Annotated in this window: 15 protein-coding genes; 9 read left to right on the top strand and 6 right to left on the bottom strand. The window is 72.8% G+C overall.

Annotated elements, in window-relative coordinates; genetic code table 11:
* Positions 1-238: 238 nt before the first annotated feature.
* Positions 239-1,789: an MFS transporter gene (locus I6A60_RS27200; RefSeq protein WP_203020370.1), complete on the bottom strand. Its 1,551-nt coding sequence runs from the start codon at positions 1,787-1,789 to the stop codon at positions 239-241.
* Positions 1,790-1,913: 124 nt separating this feature from the next.
* Between I6A60_RS27200 and I6A60_RS27195 the strand changes: the two genes are divergently transcribed.
* The 4 genes from I6A60_RS27195 to I6A60_RS27180 all read left to right on the top strand — a co-directional run bounded on the left by I6A60_RS27195 (position 1,914) and on the right by I6A60_RS27180 (position 5,596).
* Entirely contained in the window at positions 1,914-2,852 is a 939-nt protein-coding gene (locus I6A60_RS27195) for a helix-turn-helix transcriptional regulator (RefSeq protein ID WP_203020399.1), read from the top strand.
* A 409-nt stretch (positions 2,853-3,261) separates the two neighbouring features.
* Positions 3,262-3,735 (top strand): transglycosylase, encoded by a 474-nt coding sequence (locus I6A60_RS27190; protein ID WP_238436339.1) that lies wholly within the window; start codon positions 3,262-3,264, stop codon positions 3,733-3,735.
* An 812-nt stretch (positions 3,736-4,547) separates the two neighbouring features.
* Entirely contained in the window at positions 4,548-5,030 is a 483-nt protein-coding gene (locus tag I6A60_RS27185; protein ID WP_238436338.1) for a transglycosylase, read from the top strand.
* Between the two features lie 236 nt (positions 5,031-5,266).
* Complete coding sequence (locus I6A60_RS27180; protein ID WP_203020400.1) at positions 5,267-5,596, top strand: transglycosylase family protein; 330 nt, start codon at positions 5,267-5,269, stop codon at positions 5,594-5,596.
* Between the two features lie 75 nt (positions 5,597-5,671).
* On the opposite strand, the gene I6A60_RS27175 is transcribed toward I6A60_RS27180, so the two are convergent.
* The 3 genes from I6A60_RS27175 to I6A60_RS27165 all read right to left on the bottom strand — a co-directional run bounded on the left by I6A60_RS27175 (position 5,672) and on the right by I6A60_RS27165 (position 10,144).
* Positions 5,672-7,828 (bottom strand): phosphocholine-specific phospholipase C, encoded by a 2,157-nt coding sequence (locus tag I6A60_RS27175; RefSeq protein ID WP_203020376.1) that lies wholly within the window; start codon positions 7,826-7,828, stop codon positions 5,672-5,674.
* Positions 7,829-7,947: 119 nt separating this feature from the next.
* On the bottom strand, positions 7,948-8,982 hold the full coding sequence (locus tag I6A60_RS27170; protein ID WP_203020379.1) for a hypothetical protein: 1,035 nt from the start codon (positions 8,980-8,982) through the stop codon (positions 7,948-7,950).
* A 7-nt stretch (positions 8,983-8,989) separates the two neighbouring features.
* A complete protein-coding gene (locus tag I6A60_RS27165; protein ID WP_203020380.1) occupies positions 8,990-10,144 on the bottom strand; it encodes a sulfotransferase in 1,155 nt (384 codons plus the stop codon).
* 750 nt (positions 10,145-10,894) lie between these two features.
* Here I6A60_RS27165 and I6A60_RS27160 point away from each other — a divergent pair.
* From I6A60_RS27160 to I6A60_RS27145, 4 genes are all read left to right on the top strand, one after another.
* Entirely contained in the window at positions 10,895-11,638 is a 744-nt protein-coding gene (locus I6A60_RS27160; RefSeq protein WP_203020382.1) for a cysteine dioxygenase family protein, read from the top strand.
* A gap of 80 nt (positions 11,639-11,718) precedes the next feature.
* Positions 11,719-12,078: a rhodanese-like domain-containing protein gene (locus tag I6A60_RS27155; RefSeq protein ID WP_203020402.1), complete on the top strand. Its 360-nt coding sequence runs from the start codon at positions 11,719-11,721 to the stop codon at positions 12,076-12,078.
* 255 nt (positions 12,079-12,333) lie between these two features.
* On the top strand, positions 12,334-14,679 hold the full coding sequence (locus tag I6A60_RS27150) for a CoA transferase (protein ID WP_203020384.1): 2,346 nt from the start codon (positions 12,334-12,336) through the stop codon (positions 14,677-14,679).
* A 67-nt stretch (positions 14,680-14,746) separates the two neighbouring features.
* Positions 14,747-15,442 carry an NUDIX domain-containing protein gene (locus I6A60_RS27145; protein ID WP_307873891.1) on the top strand — a complete coding sequence of 232 codons (696 nt, stop codon included), beginning with the start codon at positions 14,747-14,749 and terminating at the stop codon, positions 15,440-15,442.
* On the opposite strand, the gene I6A60_RS27140 is transcribed toward I6A60_RS27145, so the two are convergent.
* Positions 15,439-15,981 (bottom strand): SRPBCC family protein, encoded by a 543-nt coding sequence (locus I6A60_RS27140; protein ID WP_203020389.1) that lies wholly within the window; start codon positions 15,979-15,981, stop codon positions 15,439-15,441. The two genes, I6A60_RS27145 and I6A60_RS27140, sit on opposite strands and share 4 nt — an antisense overlap.
* On the bottom strand, positions 15,971-16,285 hold the full coding sequence (locus tag I6A60_RS27135; RefSeq protein ID WP_203020391.1) for a helix-turn-helix transcriptional regulator: 315 nt from the start codon (positions 16,283-16,285) through the stop codon (positions 15,971-15,973). Before I6A60_RS27135 ends, I6A60_RS27140 begins: the two co-directional genes overlap by 11 nt.
* A gap of 344 nt (positions 16,286-16,629) precedes the next feature.
* Between I6A60_RS27135 and I6A60_RS27130 the strand changes: the two genes are divergently transcribed.
* Positions 16,630-17,805 carry a hypothetical protein gene (locus I6A60_RS27130; protein ID WP_203020393.1) on the top strand — a complete coding sequence of 392 codons (1,176 nt, stop codon included), beginning with the start codon at positions 16,630-16,632 and terminating at the stop codon, positions 17,803-17,805.
* Positions 17,806-17,986: the final 181 nt, after the last annotated feature.

Below are 17,986 nucleotides of genomic sequence, written 5' to 3'. Positions count from 1 at the left end.
CAAACGGCGATCACAGCCTGAAGGTGGTGCCAGGCTGCGGCCGGCGCGGGCGCCGGAACGGGCTGCGGGGAGTCGTAGCGCATGGCCGCCCCTTCCGCTGGTCGCCGGGCGCCAGGATGGCGGCGCACTGGCGACGGCGCGGAAGGGGCGGCCAACGCGTGGGGCGGGCGACGGCGGGCCGCTTGGGCCGGACGACCGTGATCGGCGCGGACGGGAATGCCAGCCGTAGGCCCCTGGTCTACTCGGTGATCGCCACCCGCCGGCGAGCCAGGACCACCGCGGTGACCGCGGCCAGCGCGGTCGCGGCGGCCAGCGCCCAGCCGGTGGCGTACTCGGCGTGCCGGGTCGAGTGGCTGTCGGCGGTGACCGTCAGGAACACGGTGCCGATCGTCGCGACGCCGATGACCTGGCCGAGCTGCATCACGGTCAGCAGCAGGCCGCTGGCGTCCGGCGCGACCTCGAACGGGACGTGCTCCAGCGCGACCGTCATGATGATCGGCATGACGCCCAGGCCGAGCCCGATCAGCCCGGTGATCACCTCGTAGCGGGCCCCGCCGCCGGCGAGCGGCCCGATGCCCAGGTAGGACACGGCCGCCAGCGTGAACCCGGCGGGAACGAGCCACCGGTGCCAGGCGGCCGGCAGCCGCTGCCAGGTCAGGCTGACCAGCGCGAACGCCGCGATGCACGGGACGAACGCGAGCCCCGAACGCAGCGGCGTCATCCGCAGATCACCCTGCAGGTGCAGCGTGGTGGTGAACAGGAACGCGCCCCAGGTCGCCGGAGCGAGCAGGAGCACGCCGACCGCGGGCAGCAGGCCGGGCACGCGAAGCACCTGCCCGGAGATCAGCGGGCGCCGGCCCTGGGCGGCGATCCGGCGCTCGACGGCGATGAAGAGGCCGAACAGCGCCACACCGGCGATGATCGAGATGATGCACCACGCCGGCCAGCCCTCGTCGTGGCCGAGGATCAGCGGCAGCACGACCAGCAGCACCGCGGGGCTCATGACCAGCAGGCCCGGAATGTCCAGCCCCTCGCCGCGCTCGCCGTGGTCCCTCGGCAGGGACCGGGGCCCGGCGATGAGCAGCGCGACCCCGATCGGCACGTTCAGCAGGAACACCGGCCGCCAGCCGGTGCCGGCGATGTCGGCGCTGACCAGCAGCCCGCCGGCCGCCTGCCCGACGACGACGCCACCGGCGACCACGGCCGTGAACAGGCCGAGCGCCCTGGCCCGCGCCGCGCCCGTGAAGGTCCGCTGGATCAGGCTCATCACCTGCGGGGTCATCAGCGCCGCGCCCGCGCCCTGGACGAACCGGAACGCGATCAGCGAGCCGGACCCAGGCGCGAGGCCACAGGCCAGCGACGCCACGGTGAACACGGCCAGGCCGGTGAGGAACGTCCGCCGGTGGCCCAGGATCCCACCGAGCCGCGCCCCCGTGATCAGCAGCACAGCGTAGGACAGGATGTAGCCGGCCACGACGAGCTGCAGGCCGGAGTCGGACGTGTGCAGGTCGGTGCGCAGCGTAGGCAGGGCCACGTTGACGATGCTGACGTCGAGGATGGCCATGAACTGGCCGAGCAGCAGCAGGGCCAGCGCCAGCCGGCCGCCGCTGCCGGTTCCCATGGCGCCGTGCGCCGGGGCGGGGGCCGGCGCCGGTTCGGCGGGAAGCCGCCCCGGCGCCCCGGGTTGGGTGGGGATGCCGGCGACGCTCGCCGGCGTGCCGTCCGCATGGTCAAGGTCGGGCGGGGGAGTGCCGGGGCGCTCCCCGGCCGTCTCGATCGCTTGTGTCATGGTTGCCAGCCTGCGGCCTGGCCAGTACCGGTAACGAGGGCCTACTCATCCTGGTACCGAGAGCACCTGGCTACGAGGCCCGGCTTCGGGCAGCCTGGAGAGCGTGACGACCATCGAGCCGGACCTGCGCGGCGCGGCGCGGCCCGCGGGCCCGCCATCGCACCGGACCGTCGGCGGTGAGCGGCGGGCCGAGCTGGCGTCGTTCCTGCGCAGCCGACGCGAGCGGATCACCCCGCAGGACGTCGGCATGCCCGGCGGGGCGCGCCGCCGCACGCCGGGGCTGCGCCGCGAGGAGGTCGCGCAGCTCGCCGGGGTCGGCGTCACCTGGTACACCTGGCTGGAGCAGGGCCGGCCGATCAACGCGAGCGCCCAGGTGCTCGGCGCGGTCGCGCGGACGCTGCGGCTCGACGAGGCGGAGTGCGAGCACCTCTACCGGCTGGCCGAGGTGACGCAGCCGGCGGTCGCCGTCGCCGAGCGCGACACCGCGCCGAGCGACCTGCGGGCCATCCTCGAAAGCCTCGAGCCGCTGCCGGCCGCGCTGGTCAACCACCGGTCCGACGTGCTCGGCTGGAACCAGACCTACGCTGCGATGTTCCCCGACCTCGTCTACGGCCCCCCGGCCCTGCGGAACTCCTTCTGGTTCATGTTCGTGACGCAGCGCGGCCGGGAGACGCTGGTCAACCTGGACGAGCAGGCCCACCGCGCGGTCGCCGTCTTCCGCTACCGGTACACCCAGCACCTGGGTGAGCCGGAGTGGCGGGAGTTCGTCGACCGGCTCAGCGACGCCAGCCCGCTGTTCGCACGGCTGTGGGCCACCCACGATGTCGCGCCGCCCGGGCCTTGTGACAAGCGGTTCCGGCTCCCGGAGGTCGGCGAGGTCGCGATGCGCACGACCAACCTCGATGTGGCGGACCTGCCGGGCGTCCGGCTCGTCGTCTACAACGCGGTCGACGAGGTCAGCCGCGAGCGGATCGCCCGGCTGCACGGACGGCCCCGGCTGGTCGCCGTCCGCGGGGAAGACGTGACGGAAAGCGGCGCACGGGCCACGCTCGCGGCTGGCTGACGGCGGGGCGAATACCAGTTCCTCGTCGCGCCCGTCACAACACGCCCGGCTTTTTCGCTGGGTCGCAGGGATTGCCACGGACGGTCGGCGACCGGGTTCTTAGCGGGCCTTTGCCGAATGGCGCCGCAGTGTTTACGTTGGTGCTCGTCCGGCCACGGCGTGGTTTCAGAAAAGCGCCACCGGACTCCCACACCGGGGCGTCACCAGTGTCTGCCCGCGGCCCCGGTGCATTGTCGTCTCCTCACTGGGACGCGAGGGCAGAAACGGGCGGAACCCGCCAATATGGGGGTTTCCCGGGAAGCAGTCATGTTCCCCGCCGTGAGCACCGTGCTCACCGTGTCTCGTCGCGGCCGTAAATACGGCTAAATGGGACGCGATGTCCGTAGGTGTCGCGTGGAAAGAATCCTCCTTGTCGATCCGACGCAACCGAACGAGCAGCAGCCTGCGGACCCGTCTCGCCGCCGTCATGGCGGCGGGTGCCGTCGTCACCACCGGTGGCGTCCTGGCGGCTGCGTCTCCGGCTAGCGCCGCCTCCGGCAGCACCGTCTCCGACGTGACGATCGCGAAGGCGGCGAAGCGGGCCGGCCTGGCCGGCTGCCGCGGCGTTCCTGCCAGCACCTGGGTGGCCATCGCGCTGGCCGAGTCCAGGGGCAACACCCACGCCCACGCGACCGGTATCGAGGACTCGCGCGGCCTGTGGCAGGTCAACCTCTGGGCCAACAGCGACCTGGTCGGTGGCCGCAACCTGTACGACGTGTCCAACAACGCCTGGGCCGCCAAGCGGGTCTGCGCCCGCCAGGGCCCGACCGCGTGGTCGACCTACACCAACGGTGCCTACCGGCACTTCCTGGCCCGCGGCCGTGCGGCCGCCGCGCAGGCCTGACCTGCGCGAAGTGACTGTCAGGGCTTGACCCCCGCGGACCCCGAGCGCCCAGCGGCGTCAGCGGGCTGATCATCAGGGCCTCCCCGAACCTCGGTTCGGGGAGGCCCTGCCGCGTCTCTGGGCGCGGTAGCACGAGCCCCTGGTCATACGTGGTGGTCGGGGTTCTGGCCGTTCCCCAGGCACAGGTATGAGTGACAGGCCCTCGACCGGCACGTGGCCCGGCCGGGCGTGGTTCACGGGCCGTGAGCGGGCCTGGGCCGAGTCCGCGACGGCGGGTAGCCGCGGGCCAGGGCATCCCGGCTGGCCGGGGCGCCCGATGCGACCGCTTCACCGGCCCCACAGCCACTCCGGCCGGGAATGTGGCAGGACCGGGACCCCGCGATTCTCCGACGCATTGTGGCCACCCTGTCACCGAGAAGTGGGAATCCACAGAGGCCCTCGCGTGGTGGCGGTCACATGCGGTACCGCGTAATTACTGCGGGCCACCAGGAGCCACGAAAAGTCAGTGGTCTGGCACGTGTTTGACTACCGAGAGTGCTTGCCTTCGGTTCTTGATCCCAGCTAAGTTGGTTCTCGTCAGGCCGTGAGAAACGAAAACACGAGCCAGGCGCACACACACCGGGCCGATGCCGAATTCTGCCCAAGGCCCCGGTGCATCCCGTCTCCCATGACGCGAGGGCAGAAACGGGTGGAGCCCAGCGAGCTCCCCGGGGAAGCCAAATCCCTGTTCGTGGTCCAGGCCGAAGTCGGCCGCGACCACATGCGCCTTTCACTGGCGTAGGAATCCGTAGGTGTCGCGAGAAAGCATTTCTTTGTCGAACCGACGCAACCGCACGAGCAGCCTGCGTAGCCGCCTCGCCGCCCTCGCGGCAGCGGGTGCGGTCGTCACCACCGGTGGCGTCCTCGCGGCTGCCGCTCCGGCGAGCGCCGCGCCCGGCAGTCACGGTGCGACCAGCACCGTCTCCGACACCGCTATCGCCCAGGCCGCCAAGCGGTCCGGCCTGGCCGGCTGCCGCGGCGTGTCCACCGGAACCTGGGTGGCCATCGCGCTGGCGGAGTCCCGCGGCAACACCCACGCGCACGCCACCGGCATCGAGGACTCCCGCGGCCTGTGGCAGGTCAACCTCTGGGCCAACAGCGACCTCGTCGGCGGCCGCAATCTGTACGACGTCTCGACGAACGCCTGGGCCGCCAAGCGCGTCTGCTCGCGCCAGGGCCCGACCGCCTGGTCGACGTACACCAACGGCGCCTACAAGGCGTACCTCGGCCGAGGTGCCGCCGCCGCCCGCGGCTAGTTCCGTACCGGCAGCTAGTTCGGTACCCGCGGCCAGTTCCCCCGGCCGCGCTCCCCGCTGACCTCCAGCGAGCTCTCTGAGCGGTCCGCGCTCCACCGGCGGGCGGTCTTCTCCGCCCGCCGGTGGCCCCGCGGCCTCCCGCAGCCGATCTACCTCAGTGCCTGGGACGTCTGATCCCGGCGCCTTCCGAAAGGACACCTCTCTTGCTTCGTGGCCTCTCCACCCGTGCCCGTGCGATGGTCGCCACTCCGGTGCTGGCCGCGGCGGTGGTCGGGACCGGTCTGGTCGCCACCCAGCCCGCCTCCGCCTCGGCCCGTCCGTCGGCGGCGCACTTCCTCTCGGCCGTGGTGCCGTGTGAGTCCGGGGGCAACGCCCGCGCGGTGAACTCGATCGGTGCCGGTGGGCTGTTCCAGTTCCTGCCCTCGACCTGGCACGGCCTCGGCGGCAAGGGCCTCCCGCAGAACGCGTCGGTGTCCGAGCAGTGGGCCAAGGCCTACAAGCTTTACGCCCAGCAGGGCACCAGCCCGTGGTACGCCTCGAAGGGCTGCTGGGGCCACAAGATCTGATAGCCGCATAGCCAGCGAGGCCCCACACCGTCACGGTGTGGGGCCTCGCTTGTGCTGTCGGGCCGCCCGGACTGGCTAGCCGACGCGGCCCGCGAACCGGTAACGGAAGCCGCCGATCGAGGTGACGACGACGTCGTAGTAGCCCCACTGGTCGACCGGCCAGGTGACCGTCGTCGAGGCGCCGGCGTTGACCGTGACCGTCTGCGTCTTCGTCACGAAGTCGTTGGCGGCCAGGGTAAACGCGAGCGGCCCGCGCGACGGGTTGCCGAGCGCCAGCTTCAGCCCGGGGGTCCGGCCGAGCACCAGGTCGGCGCTCACCACCGGCGACGTCCCGGTCGCGTCGCCGGCGAACCGGCGCAGGAACCGGTCCGGGCCGTAGACGCTGAGGTCGTAGGTCCGGTCCGGCGTCGTCCCGCCGGGCCAGGTGTGCGTCGCCTGCCCGCCCGCGGCCAGGGTGTACGGCGTCGCGGCGAACGGCAGCACCTTGTTCGGGTAGACGAGGTGGTTCACCCCGACGGTGCCCTTGTTGGACAGGGTCACCGTGACGTTGCCGGACGCGATGTCGATGGTGGCGTTCGCGGTCTGCCGGTAGGGCAGCGCCCGGTGCCGGGCAGAGCCGGTCTGCGTCGGCAGCGCCTGGGCGCCGGGCAGCGGCAGCGGGACCGGGGGCTTGAGGTTGTCCGCGTCGGCCGCGAGCGTGAGCGCCTTCGTCGCCGCCAGACTCGGCACGACCTTGTTCGACGGGATGCTGAAGTCGGGCCGGCCGAAGTCGAACGCGCTGGTCAGGTCGCCGGCGACCGTGCGCCGCCAGGCCGAGATGCCGTCGTGGCGCACCCCGGTGACCTGCTCCAGGAACTGGATGACCGAGGTGTGGTCGAACACCTGCGAGTTGACCCAGCCGCCGCGTGACCACGGCGAGACGACCGTCATCGGGACCCGGGTGCCGAGACCGATCGGCAGCCCGCCGACGAACTCGCCCGCGGTGCCCGGCTCGGGCAGCGGCGGCACGACGTGGTCGAAGAAGCCGTCGTTCTCGTCGTAGTTGACCAGGACGGCGGTCTGCGCCCAGAGCGTCGGGTTCGCGAGCACCGCCTGGACGACCTGGTTGACGTAGTGGCCGCCGTAGTCCGGGCTCGCCGCCGGGTGCTCCGACCAGCCGTAGGGGGCGACCACGTAGGACACGGTCGGCAGCGTGCCCGCCTTCGCGTCGGCGATGAAGTCGCGCAGCAGGTAGGAGACGTCCAGGCCCCGGTCGGACGCCGGCTTCCAGCCGTCGTGCAGGCCGGCCTGCGCCGCCAGCTTCTGGCGCGCCGGGTCCGTCGAGGCGAGCGCGTCGTGGTACTGGGAGAACAGCCAGAGCGGGTTGTCGCCGTAGTCGCCCAGGTACGGGTGCAGGCCCGAGTCGCCGACCTCGTCGTTGGCGTAGGTCCTGAAGCTGACGCCAGCCCCGAAGAGCTTCTCGGCGTACGTGCCGTAGCTGAGCGCCCCGATGTAGTCGGCCGGGTTCGACGTGACCGGGCCGCCGTGGCCGCCGCTCGGGTCGATGTTCCCGGCCCACTGGTAGAGCCGGTTCGGCGTCGTCGGGCCGAGCACTGAGCAGAAGTAGTGGTCGCAGACCGTGAACGCGCTGGCCAGGGCGTGCTGGTAGGGGATGTCGTCCCGGGTGAAGTAGCCCATGGTGCGCTCGGTCTTCGCCCCGACCCAGCCGTTCCACGCCCCGCCGGCCAGCGCCTTGTGGCCGCCCTCCCAGGAGTGGTCCAGGTCGCCGGCGTTCTGCCCGTTGTACAGCGAGCTGTCCATCCGGAACGGCAGCAGGAAGCCGCCGTCGGGTCTGGCCGGGTCCGGCTGGTGGAAGATGTCGCCGCCGCCGGGGTACTCGAGGGCCTGCTTGTCCCCGAAGCCGCGCACGCCGGGCAGCGCGCCGAGGTAGTGGTCGAACGAGCGGTTCTCCTGCATGAGGATCACCACGTGCTTGACGTCCTTGATCGTCCCCGTCAGGGCCGTGTCGCTCGTCGCGCTCGCGGGCGTCGAGCCGCCGCTCCCGAGGCTCGCGCCGACGCCCCCGGCGACGCCCGCGGTGACCGCGGTCGCGGCCCCCGCGATCAGGACGTGGCGACGGGAGACGCCCCGGCGGGCCGGCGCCTCGCCAGGGGAGCCAGGGGAGTCCGGGGAGCCCGGAACGGAGTCACCGCTGGCCTCGGGAGCGTGGGGGTCGGACTTCCGTTGGCTCATGTACCCATTCCGTCCGCCGGTGGGGCGGCGCGCAACCAGCTACCGGTGAACTCCCGGCACCGTTACGCTCCGCGCCGCCCAACCGACCGTCAACGCCGTCGCGGGTCACGCACCGTCGGCTAGGACATCTGGTCCGGGGTGCTGGAGCGTTCGATCATGCCGATGGCCGACTCGCCGTCCCAGGTGTAGCGGGCCAGGCCCTGCTGGAGCTGCATACCGCCGCCGACCTCCGGTGGCATCACCATGAACGTCGAGAGGACCGTCTCGCCGGCGACCTCGATCTCTCCCTTCGCGGTCTCCAGTACGACGGTCACGTCCTGGCCGCTGGCCTGCAGGGTCCGCAGCCAGGGTGCGCGGACCACCCGGGCGGGGATCAGCTCGCCGCCGTCGATCACGTAGCCCTCGTTGTAGGTGGTCTTGCCGTCCGCGCGCGGTGGATAGACCTGGAAGCCGAAACCTCGGCCGCTGGGGAACAGCGCCGCCTGCCAGACGTGGCCCCAGAACTTCGCCAACCGCCTGATTCCCTGCCGGCGGATCCGGTCGGCTCCACCGTTGATCTGGTGGGTCTCGTCGCCGATGGTGATCGTGCCGCTGGCCCGGCACAGCTGCTCGAACCGCCAGGGGTAGCCGATGAGGTCGCCCTCCTCCTGGGTCGCCAGGATGTGGCGCGCCTCGTCGCTGGTGGAGCCGTTCTCCCAGGGCGGCGCGGCCGGGTAGAGGTCGATCTCGGCCCGGATCGGCACCTGCTCGCCGCCGGTCCAGGGCGTCCAGCCGTCGATCTGCGCCGCCGAGGTGGTCGCGACCGCGGTGCCGTCGAGCCTCAGGCGCAGGTGGCGGTAGGGCTCGACCAGCTCGAACGACAGCGGCCCGGCGCCCAGGACGCGGGCCCGTCCGTCCGGGCCGGCCGGGTCGTGCACCGGTCCTGGCCCGAACACGTTGTAGACGCGCCCGTCGGCGAACCCGAGGTTGACCTGGATGTCGTGGGTGTCCCACTGGTCGGCGACGGCCTCGACGCCGATGCGCGGGAGGCCGAAGGTGCCGCTGTCGTCCCAGATCCAGGCGTTGACCGACTCGCGCGCCTCGGGATCGTCGGGCTGGCGGGGGAAGACGAACTCCCAGTCCTCGTCGAGGCCGCCGGTGAGGTCGATCGTCACTGTGTGGTCACCTTTCTCTCGGTGCGGTCCAGCGGGCGGACCGCGTCACGTAGTCGGCGAACAGCGGCCGCACCGCGGCCAGATCGAGGCCGAACTCGGCCGGGTCCGGGTGGACGGTCTCCTCCCGGTTCTCGGCGTTCTCCCGCCACCAGCGCCGCATCCCGGCCTCGAACGTCGGCGTGACGGGCTCGTCGAGCCAGGCGTAGAGCCGGCGCACCTCGCCGACCGGGTCGCGGCGCATGGCGCGGAAGTCCAGGTCGAAGAATCGGTCGTCGTTGCCCGCGTCGCGGAACTCCAGCGCGCGCCGCATGCCGACCGCCCACTGCTCGACGTTGAGGGCCGCGAGGTAGCGCTGGTCGACCTCGTCGCTGAACATCGCGGCGGCCGTGGCGTACACGTCGGCGACGGAGACGAGGACCTCGGTCGGGTCCCGGTGCGTCATCACGAAGCGCGCGTCAGGGAAGGCCTGGTCGAGGTAGCGCAGGTAGATCAGATGGGTGGGGCACTTCAACCGCCACGGCTGGCGTTCCTGGCCCCACTGCAGCAGCTTCAGCGCCCGTCGCTCGTAGCGGTAGGTCGAGGTCAGGTCGGCGTCGAGCAGCCACGCCGAGTACGTCGGGATCTGCGCGAACGCCTGGAAGATCTGCGAGCTGAACTCGAGGCCCATCAGGTCGTGGTCCTCGAAGGGCCCCGTCGGCGAGGACGGCTGCATCGCGGACAGCTTCGGCGAGAGCTCACGCGACTGCGCCGCCTTGGCCTCGGCGCGGGCGATCCGCGGATCCGGGGCGGGCACCGTCGACGGCGGCGGGCACGGCTCCTCGGCCTGCCACGCGACGAGCGAACGTGCTGCCGGGTCCTCACCGAGCAACGCGGCGAGCGCGGTGGAACCCGTGCGGGGCAGGCCCAGCCCGATCAGCGGGCGTTCGATCACCTCGTCGTCGATCTCGGGATGACGGCGGTACCAGTCCTCGATCTGGAGGCGATTCTTCAGCAGCCGGACGATCATGTCTCGCAGGACGAAGTCCCCGACGGCGTTGAGCCTCGCCTCCTTGTGTAAGGAGTCCACCAGCAGGTCGAGGCCCTCGTGGAACGTGCGCTCCCCGAAGTCGGTCAGGCCGGTCTCGGCGCTCGCCGCGGCGAGCAGCCCGTCAACGTCTTCCATGCAGGTCTCCCGGGATGGCTGGGTGTCCGGCCTGGCGCCGGGCCGGCGCCGCCAGAGGGCAGTGTGCGGCGGATGCCGCTGGTGGGCGTGGTGCGACAGACGCCGCCGCTGGGCAGGGTGCCGCAGCCGCAGCCGCAGCCGCAGCCGCAGCCGCAGCCGCAGCCGGTGGGCACGGTGAACACAGGAGCGGCGACGGCCGCGACGGATGGTGGCGGACGCGCAGGCTGGCCTGGCCAGGAGCGTCGGAGCGCCGATTCGCGGGAGCAGTTCCCACGAAAATTGGTGGCAGCAGACTCCCGCGAATATGGGAGCCGCGTCAAGCGCGACCCGGCGGCCAGCGACACGCGACCGGACGGCCCGCCGGCGCGCTAGTATCGGCCCATGGCAGGTGCCCTCTTGCTGCTGCACAGCGACCGCGTGACGGACCACGGTCGACTGGCCAGCGGCGCCTGTTGCCGGTAACCGGTCGCTCCTCGCGGCCGCCGACCGTTGCCGCGTCGGCCTGGCGCTCACATCCGTGGGTAGGGCCCCAGCTGCGCGCGTGAGTGCGGCCGCCTCGCATCGTTCTTGATCATTTTTGCTCTGGCCTGCGCGGGCCTCTTCTCTACTTTCCAGGTCGAGAAAGAGTTGTTTCGGCGCCGGGCCCGCTCCACCCCGATCGACCGCCGGCCCGCCGGTTCCCGCCAGGGCCCGGCGGCACCGCAAACACCTGACCCGCGCCCCGCGCGCCCGTGCCACCTGGAGCCAGACGTGCCGCTCGTCCACCCTGCGCTGCTGGGCCTGACCACGGCCCTTCCCGACGTCCCCGGCCCGGCCGGGCTGGCTCTCCCGGCGTGCGCGCCGGGCGACGCGGCGGCGGCGTGCGGGGACTCTGTGACCGGGGACTCTGCGACCGGGGACTCTGCGACGGGACCCGTGGGCTTGGCCCAGCTGCTCGCGGGCGGGTCGCTCGCGGCCGACGTGCTGCGCGACGAGGGCGAGTCCCTCGACCTGGCGACCCTGACCGAGCTGGCGGGACGGCTCGCGGCGACCGAGCGGCTGTGGCGGCCGATCGTGCGCCACGACGCCGCCAAGCGGTGGTACACCCGGCTGCTGCTGACCGGGGTCGTCGAGGTGTGGCTGATCGGCTGGTCGCCCGGCCAGCACACCGCGGTGCACGACCACGGCGGCGCGCTCGGCGCCCTCGCGGTCGCCGACGGCGCCGTCGAGGAGGACGTGCACGCCCCGCATGGAGGATCCTGGGAGCCGCGCGCGACCCGACGGCACGCCCAGGGCCGCGTCGTCGGGTTCGGCGCCGACCACGTCCACCGGGTCATCAACCGGACCGCGGTCGTGGCCACCACCGTGCACGCCTACTCCCCACCGGAGGTCCCGTTGCGTTACGCGAACGCGGACGGCTCGGTCGCCGTCCCGGCCGCAGCGGCCGCCCAGCTGACCACCGGGCTGCTCGCGCCCACCGCCCAGCGGCGGGTCGCGGCGACGGCCGCCCGATGAGCGCCCAGGGCGGCGTCGAGAACCCGGTGCACGGCCGGTCCGCCGGGCCGGGGGAAGCGCCCGTCAGCCGGATCGACGGGATGCTGGCGAGGGCCCGCGCCGGGCTGCGCCGGATCGATCCCGTCGAGGCGGCGGGGGAGATCGCCGACGGCGCGCTGCTGGTCGACATCCGGCCGGCCGCGCAGCGGGCCGCCGAGGGCGAGATCCCCGACGCCCTCGTCATCGAGCGCAACGTGCTCGAATGGCGGCTCGACCCGACCAGCGACGCCCGGCTTCCGGTCGCGACCGGCGACGACCTGCGGGTGCTCGTCATCTGCTCCGAGGGCTACACCTCCAGCCTCGCGGCCGCCGCGCTGCAGGAGCTGGGGCTGCACCGCGCCACCGACGTCGTCGGCGGCTACCACGCCTGGGCCGCCGCGGGCCTGCCGACGACATCCTGACCGGCAGGTGCGGCCGACTGTCCTGACCGGCAAGTGCGGCCGACTGTCCTTGACCGGCAAGTGCGGCCGACTGTCCTGACCGGCGGGTTCGGCCAGCTACCGCCGTCGTCTCGCCGGCCGGCGGCTTGCCGCGTTCGCCTGGCGCCGGGCCAAACGGCTGACGTATGAAGAGAGCGGAGCATCGCCACCTGATGGGCAACCGGGCGCCCGGGTAGCCGGCTGGCCGCTCCCGCGACCCGATGGCGGTGAGCTGACATGACTGCGCGGCCCGACGACACCGATCCGTTAGCGCCGCCGGCCCTCCCGCTGGCCGGCATCCGCGTGGCGGAATGGTCTCGTTCCCTGGCCGGCGGCTACGCGGGCCGGATGCTGTGCGACGCCGGTGCCCGGGTCGTCCGGGTCGGCGACCGGGAGGCGTCCCCGGCGCTGGGCTCCGCGCTGGGGGCCTACCTGCACGGCGGCAAGGTCGCCGAGCCCGGCGGCCTCGCCGACGTCGTCGCGCTCGGCGCCGACATCGTGCTGCTGGAGCTGCCGGACGCCCCCGACGCGGCCTTTCTCGCCGGGTTCGGTGCCGCGGCCGTCGTGGTCATCACCCCCTGGGGGCTGTCCGGGCCGTGGGCCGGCGCGGGCCGGCCGAGCAGCGAGCTGACGATCCAGGCCGAGTCGGGCTCGCTGTCGCTGCGCGGCCTGCCGAACCGGCCGCCGCTGATGACCGGCAGCTCGGAAGGACTCTGGGTCACCGGCGCGATGGCCGCGGCCGGGGCGGTCGCCGCCCTGCAGGGCGGCCGGGCGCACCGGCTCGTCGACGCGCCGCTGCTCGACGTCACCGCCTACGCGACGAACCTGTTCCTCGACGTCGGCGCCTCCGTCACGGGCGAAGCCCCCGAGCCGCCGCGGGCCCGCAACCGGCTCAACCCGTCGGTCGAGCCGGCCGCCGACGGCTACGTCGGCTTCAACCTCGCCTCGGCCCAGAACCACGAGGACTTCCTCGTCCTGGTCGAACGGCCCGACTGGCTCGCCGACCCGCAGATGACCTCCCACCAGGGCCGCTACGAGCGGTACGACGAGTTCACCGCGGCGGTCCGCGCCTGGACCCGGCGGCACACCGTCGCCGAGATCGTCGAGCGGGCGTCCGCGTTCCGCATCCCGTGCGCGCCGGTCCACGACGGCCGGACGATCCTCGACGACCCGCACACGGTCGCCCGCGGCTTCTACCAGCCCAACCCGAGCCGTCCGGGCTTCCTCGAACCGGCTCCTCCGTTCCTGTTCGACGGAGCCCGTCCCCGGCGCGGCGTCGAGTCGCCGCCCGCCGTCGCCCCGCCGCCTGACGCCGGACAGTCCCGGCCCCGCGAGCCCGAGCCGTCCGACGACACGCTTCCGTTCGCCGGCCTGCGGGTCCTCGACCTGGGCACCTGGTGGGTCGGTGGCTACGTCGGTACCGCGCTCGGCGCGCTCGGCGCCGACGTCGTCAAGGTCGAGAGCACCCGGCGCGTCGACGGCTCCCGTTTCCTCGGCGGCCTGCCGGCCACCCACGACCACTGGTGGGAGTGCGGTGCCTTCTACCTCGGCGCCAACAGCGACAAGCGTTCCGTCACCCTCGACTTCTCGACCCCCGACGGCCGGGCCCTGCTGGAGCGGCTGATCGCCGGCGCCGACGCGCTCATCGAGAACTACGCCCCCCGGGTGCTGGAGTCGGCGGGACTGGACTGGGACGCCGTCCATCGGATCAACCCGCGGCTGGTCCTGCACCGGATGCCGGCGTTCGGGCTGAGCGGGCCACGCCGCGACATGGTCGGCTACGCGCAGACGGTCGAGCAGTTCTCCGGGCTGTGCTGGCGCACCGGCTATCCGGACGCTGACCCGCACAACCCCAGCGGGCCGGCCGACCCGATGGCCGCGGCGAACTCGCTGTTCGCGCTGTCCTCGGCGCTGCTGACGGCCCGGCGGACCGGCCGGGGAACGCTCGTCGAGTCGCCGCTGGCGGAGGCCGCCCTGGTGATGGCCGGCGAGCAGGTCATCACCTGGACCGCGACCGGCGTCCTGCTCGACCGGCGCGGCAACCGGGACACCGTCGCGGCCCCGCAGGGCGTGTTCCCGACGGCCGAGCCCGAACGGTGGGTCGCGCTGACGGTCGCCGACGACGCGCAGTGGCGGGCGCTCGCGGACCTGGCGGGGCGCGCGGACTGGGCCGCCGACGCCCGGCTCGCGACGGCCGACGGCCGCCGCGACCGGGCCGACGAGCTGGAAGCCGGACTGGCCGGGTGGACGGCCGGGCAGGACCGCGCCGAGCTCGTCGACCGGCTGCTCGCCGCGGGAATCCCGGCGGGCGAGGTCCGCGACGGCCGCTTCGTCCACGACCACCCGCACCTGGCGGCGCGCGGCCTCTACCGGCCGGTCGAGCTGCCCTGGGCCGGGACGGTCCCGCTGCCGAACCTCCCGGTCCGGGCGGTCTCCGGCGGCTGGGATCACCGCCGCCGGCCGCCGACCCTCGGCGAGCACAACACCGAGATCCTCGGAGAGGAGCTCGGCCTCGACGAGGACCGCCTCGCCGAGCTGACCAGGGCGACGGTCATCGGTACCGTCCCCGTCGGCGTCGCGTGACCCGCGCCGCCCACCATCCGCGTCCGGAAGGCAACCTGTCGTGACCGAGCGTCCCACGATCAGTCGAGTGAGCTCGCCCGCGACGGTGGTGCCCGCCGCCAGCGCGGCCCTGCTGCGCGACCGGCCGTCCGGGCTGGAGGTGCTGCTGCTGCGGCGCAGTGCCACGGCCTCCTTCGCGCCCGGCGCCTGGGTCTTTCCCGGCGGCCGGGTGGACCCCGGGGACCTAGGCGACCCGGGCGATCCCGGTCTCGACACGTCGGCGGAGCTGGCCGCTGCCCGCCGGGCCGCCGTCCGGGAGACCGCGGAGGAGGCGGGCCTGACGATCGACGGCGCCGAGCTGACCCCGGTGGCCTGCTGGTGCCCGCCGGCCGCGGCGGCGCGCCGCTTCCTGACCTGGATCCTGCTCGGCCGCGCGCCCGACCAGGACGTCGTCGTGGACGGCGGCGAGATCACCGAGCACCGTTGGATCCGCCCGGCCGACGCGTTGGCGGCCCGGGACCGGGGCGAGGTCGACCTCCTCCCGCCGACCTGGGTCACGCTGTGGACGCTCGCCGCGCGGCCCGGGGTCGCCGACGCCCTCACCGCCGCGCGGGCCGCGCCACCCGAGCTGTTCGAGACCCAGATCGACCGGGCGCCGGGCGGGCTGGTCGCCATCTGGCATGGCGACGCGCAGTACGGCGACCCGGCGGCGGACGCCCGCGAGGACGCCCGCCACCGGCTCTGGATGGTGGACGACGGCTGGCGGTACGAGCGCTCCGGCTAGCCGCGGGACCCCTCGTGAGTCGCCGCGCCGACCTCGGCGAAACGCGACAGCCCGAGGGTCCAGCCGTTCGGCCCGCCCACCGCGGCGCGCATCGACTCCCAGCCCTCGCCGTGACGGTCGAGGTGCCGGTGTTCCAGGACGACCCGGGTGGTCGTCGGCGACGTCGGGACGAAGCTGACGTGCACCTCGCTGCAGCGGGCCGGGTCGGTCTCGATCTCCCAGCGCAGGCTGATGTCCCAGCTGAACGCGAAGACGCCTGTACCCGCGCCGGCCGGCGGCTGGAACGCGAGCACCCGGCCCCAGGAGCAGCGGGCCCCGTCGGCCGCCACGTCGGTGATCGTGCCGCCGACGAACGGCTCGACGACCATCTCGGTCGTGTCGGCCAGCAGGTGGTGGGTGGGGTCCCACCAGCTGTTCATCCGCGTGGTGAACACGTCGAACACGTGCCCGACCGGCGCGGCGACGTCGACGCTGTGGGTGACCGACGTGGCGGTGGTGTCAGCGGTCGGGATGTGCGTGGTCGGGATGTCAGCGGTCATGGAAGGACTCCTCGGCTACGGACTTGAACGGGTCGAGCGATCGACGCCAGAACCGGTCGAGGTAGTCCCGCAGCATCGCCACCCCGTCGGGGTTGGCGCGGTAGATGCGCCGGGTCCCGGCCGCCTGGTCGACGACCAGGCCGGCGTCCTTGAGCACCCTGAGGTGCTGAGAGACCGCGGGGCGGCTCACCGGGAGCTCCTGGGCCAGCTCCCCGACCGAGCTCGGGCGGTCCGCGAGCCGCTCGAACACCGCGCGCCGGGTCGGGTCCGCGAGCGCCGCGAACGCCGCTTGGTAAGTCGCCACGAACCGTAAGCTAATACTTACCAAGCCTCGACGCAAGGCCGGTGCGCGCGCGGCACCCGGCTGGGACGGATCTCGGGCCTGAGAATTCCCGTGCGCAGGCAACGAGAGAGCGCTACTCCATACCTCCTGGCCGTCAGAAGATGCGTTCGCGCCGAACTACCAGGTCAGCGGGACGGGCAATAAGTCCCACCGTCTTAGTCGAGGCGCGAGGCCTTGTGATCGATCTAGAGTGGCCCCGAGCAAAGGTGCCGCCCATCCGGCTGGGGCGTCGTCAGCCATCGCGGCCACGCCTAAAGCCCTGCGCGGTGGCCTCGTGTCGTGATTGACTGTCGAGGAGACGCACCATGCGTGCAATGCGCCAGCGCCGACATTCCGGCCTCACCCTCACCATGGTCAGCACGGTTTTAGCGGTCATTCTCGCGTATACGGTCGGCACCGTCGCGCCAGCGTCGGCAGCCACCCGGACCGTCAATGACATCGGCCAGGTGGTGTCGTCGCTGGAGGTGAACAAGGGCTACCAGATCTCCCGGGACTGCGGGTTCACCGGTGTCCCGCAGGCGAACGCCATCGGCGTGCTGTGGCTGTTCTGCGACACCGCGGTCAGCCCGACCGGCCAGTACATCACCGGCACGACCGCGGGCACCGCGCAGGCGTTCACCGCACCGAACCAGTCCGCGTTCGGCGACTTCACCGATGCCTCGGGCAACAACCTGGTGAAGTTCATCCCTAACCCGTCCGGCTTCTCCTGCGCCGGCGGCAGCCTCGCCACCTGGGCCAGCGGGGTCGCGTCGGTCCCGACGTCCTCGCCGAACCCGATTCTCATCATTCCGTACGTGCTGGTCTGCCTGAACGCGAACGGTTCGACGCCTCTCGCGTTCCGGGTCGTCGACTACGACTACACGACGAACACCTTCAGCAACGACAGCCCGGTCGGTGGCAGTGGCATCTTCACCGGCAGCCCGCTGGCGGGCAACCGCATCCTGGGCTCGCCGGTGGTCTACAACGGTTCTCTTTACCTCTACGCCGGCACCTGCACCAGCTCCGCCTTCGGCGACTGTTCGGCCGGGACCGTCCAGGTCGCGAAGGTCACGCTCGGCAGCACCCCGCTGGCGGCGTACAACTCGAGCAACCAGACCGGCGGCCACCGCTGGCTGGACCCGCGTAACTACACGTTCAGCACACTGGCCGCGACGTCCGGCGGCTTCACCCCGATCACGCCGGCCAGCTTCGACGTCCACCAGTATCCGGCGTTCTCCGGGTCCCCGTTCGTCGTGATCGAGCAGGACGACATCGGTGGAAACATCACGGTGTTCTCCGCGAGTAGCCCCGCCGGGCCGTTCACGCCGAGATTCACGGCGGCCGTTCCGTGTACCAGCTCCACCGGTCCGGGAGGCCTGTGCCGGGCCTACATCGGCCACCCCGAGTCGAGCACCGCCAGCAAGCTGATGCTGTCCTACTTCCAGCCGAGCGACGACAGCGGCAACGGCCACGTGCGGACCGCCTGGATTCCCTGGACCTGACCCGATCCCACCGCCGTCAAGCCGGCCCGGTCGCCCCCACCCGCCCCGGCGGCGTGCGTATCTCACCGCCCCCCCGCCGCCCCGAGCCCCCAGTCCTCCCGGGCCCCCGGTTCTTCCGGTGACGGCGAGCGCCGTCACCGGAAGAGCCGTCAGGCCTGGCCGGCCGGCTGCGCGGGAACGC

Origin of the sequence: Frankia sp. AgB1.9, assembly GCF_016786355.1 — a bacterium.
In the GTDB taxonomy this organism is placed as follows: Bacteria; Actinomycetota; Actinomycetes; order Frankiales; family Frankiaceae; genus Pseudofrankia.
The sequence above is the reverse complement of the archived record's forward strand: the minus strand, read 5'-3'. Positions and strand labels throughout refer to the sequence as shown.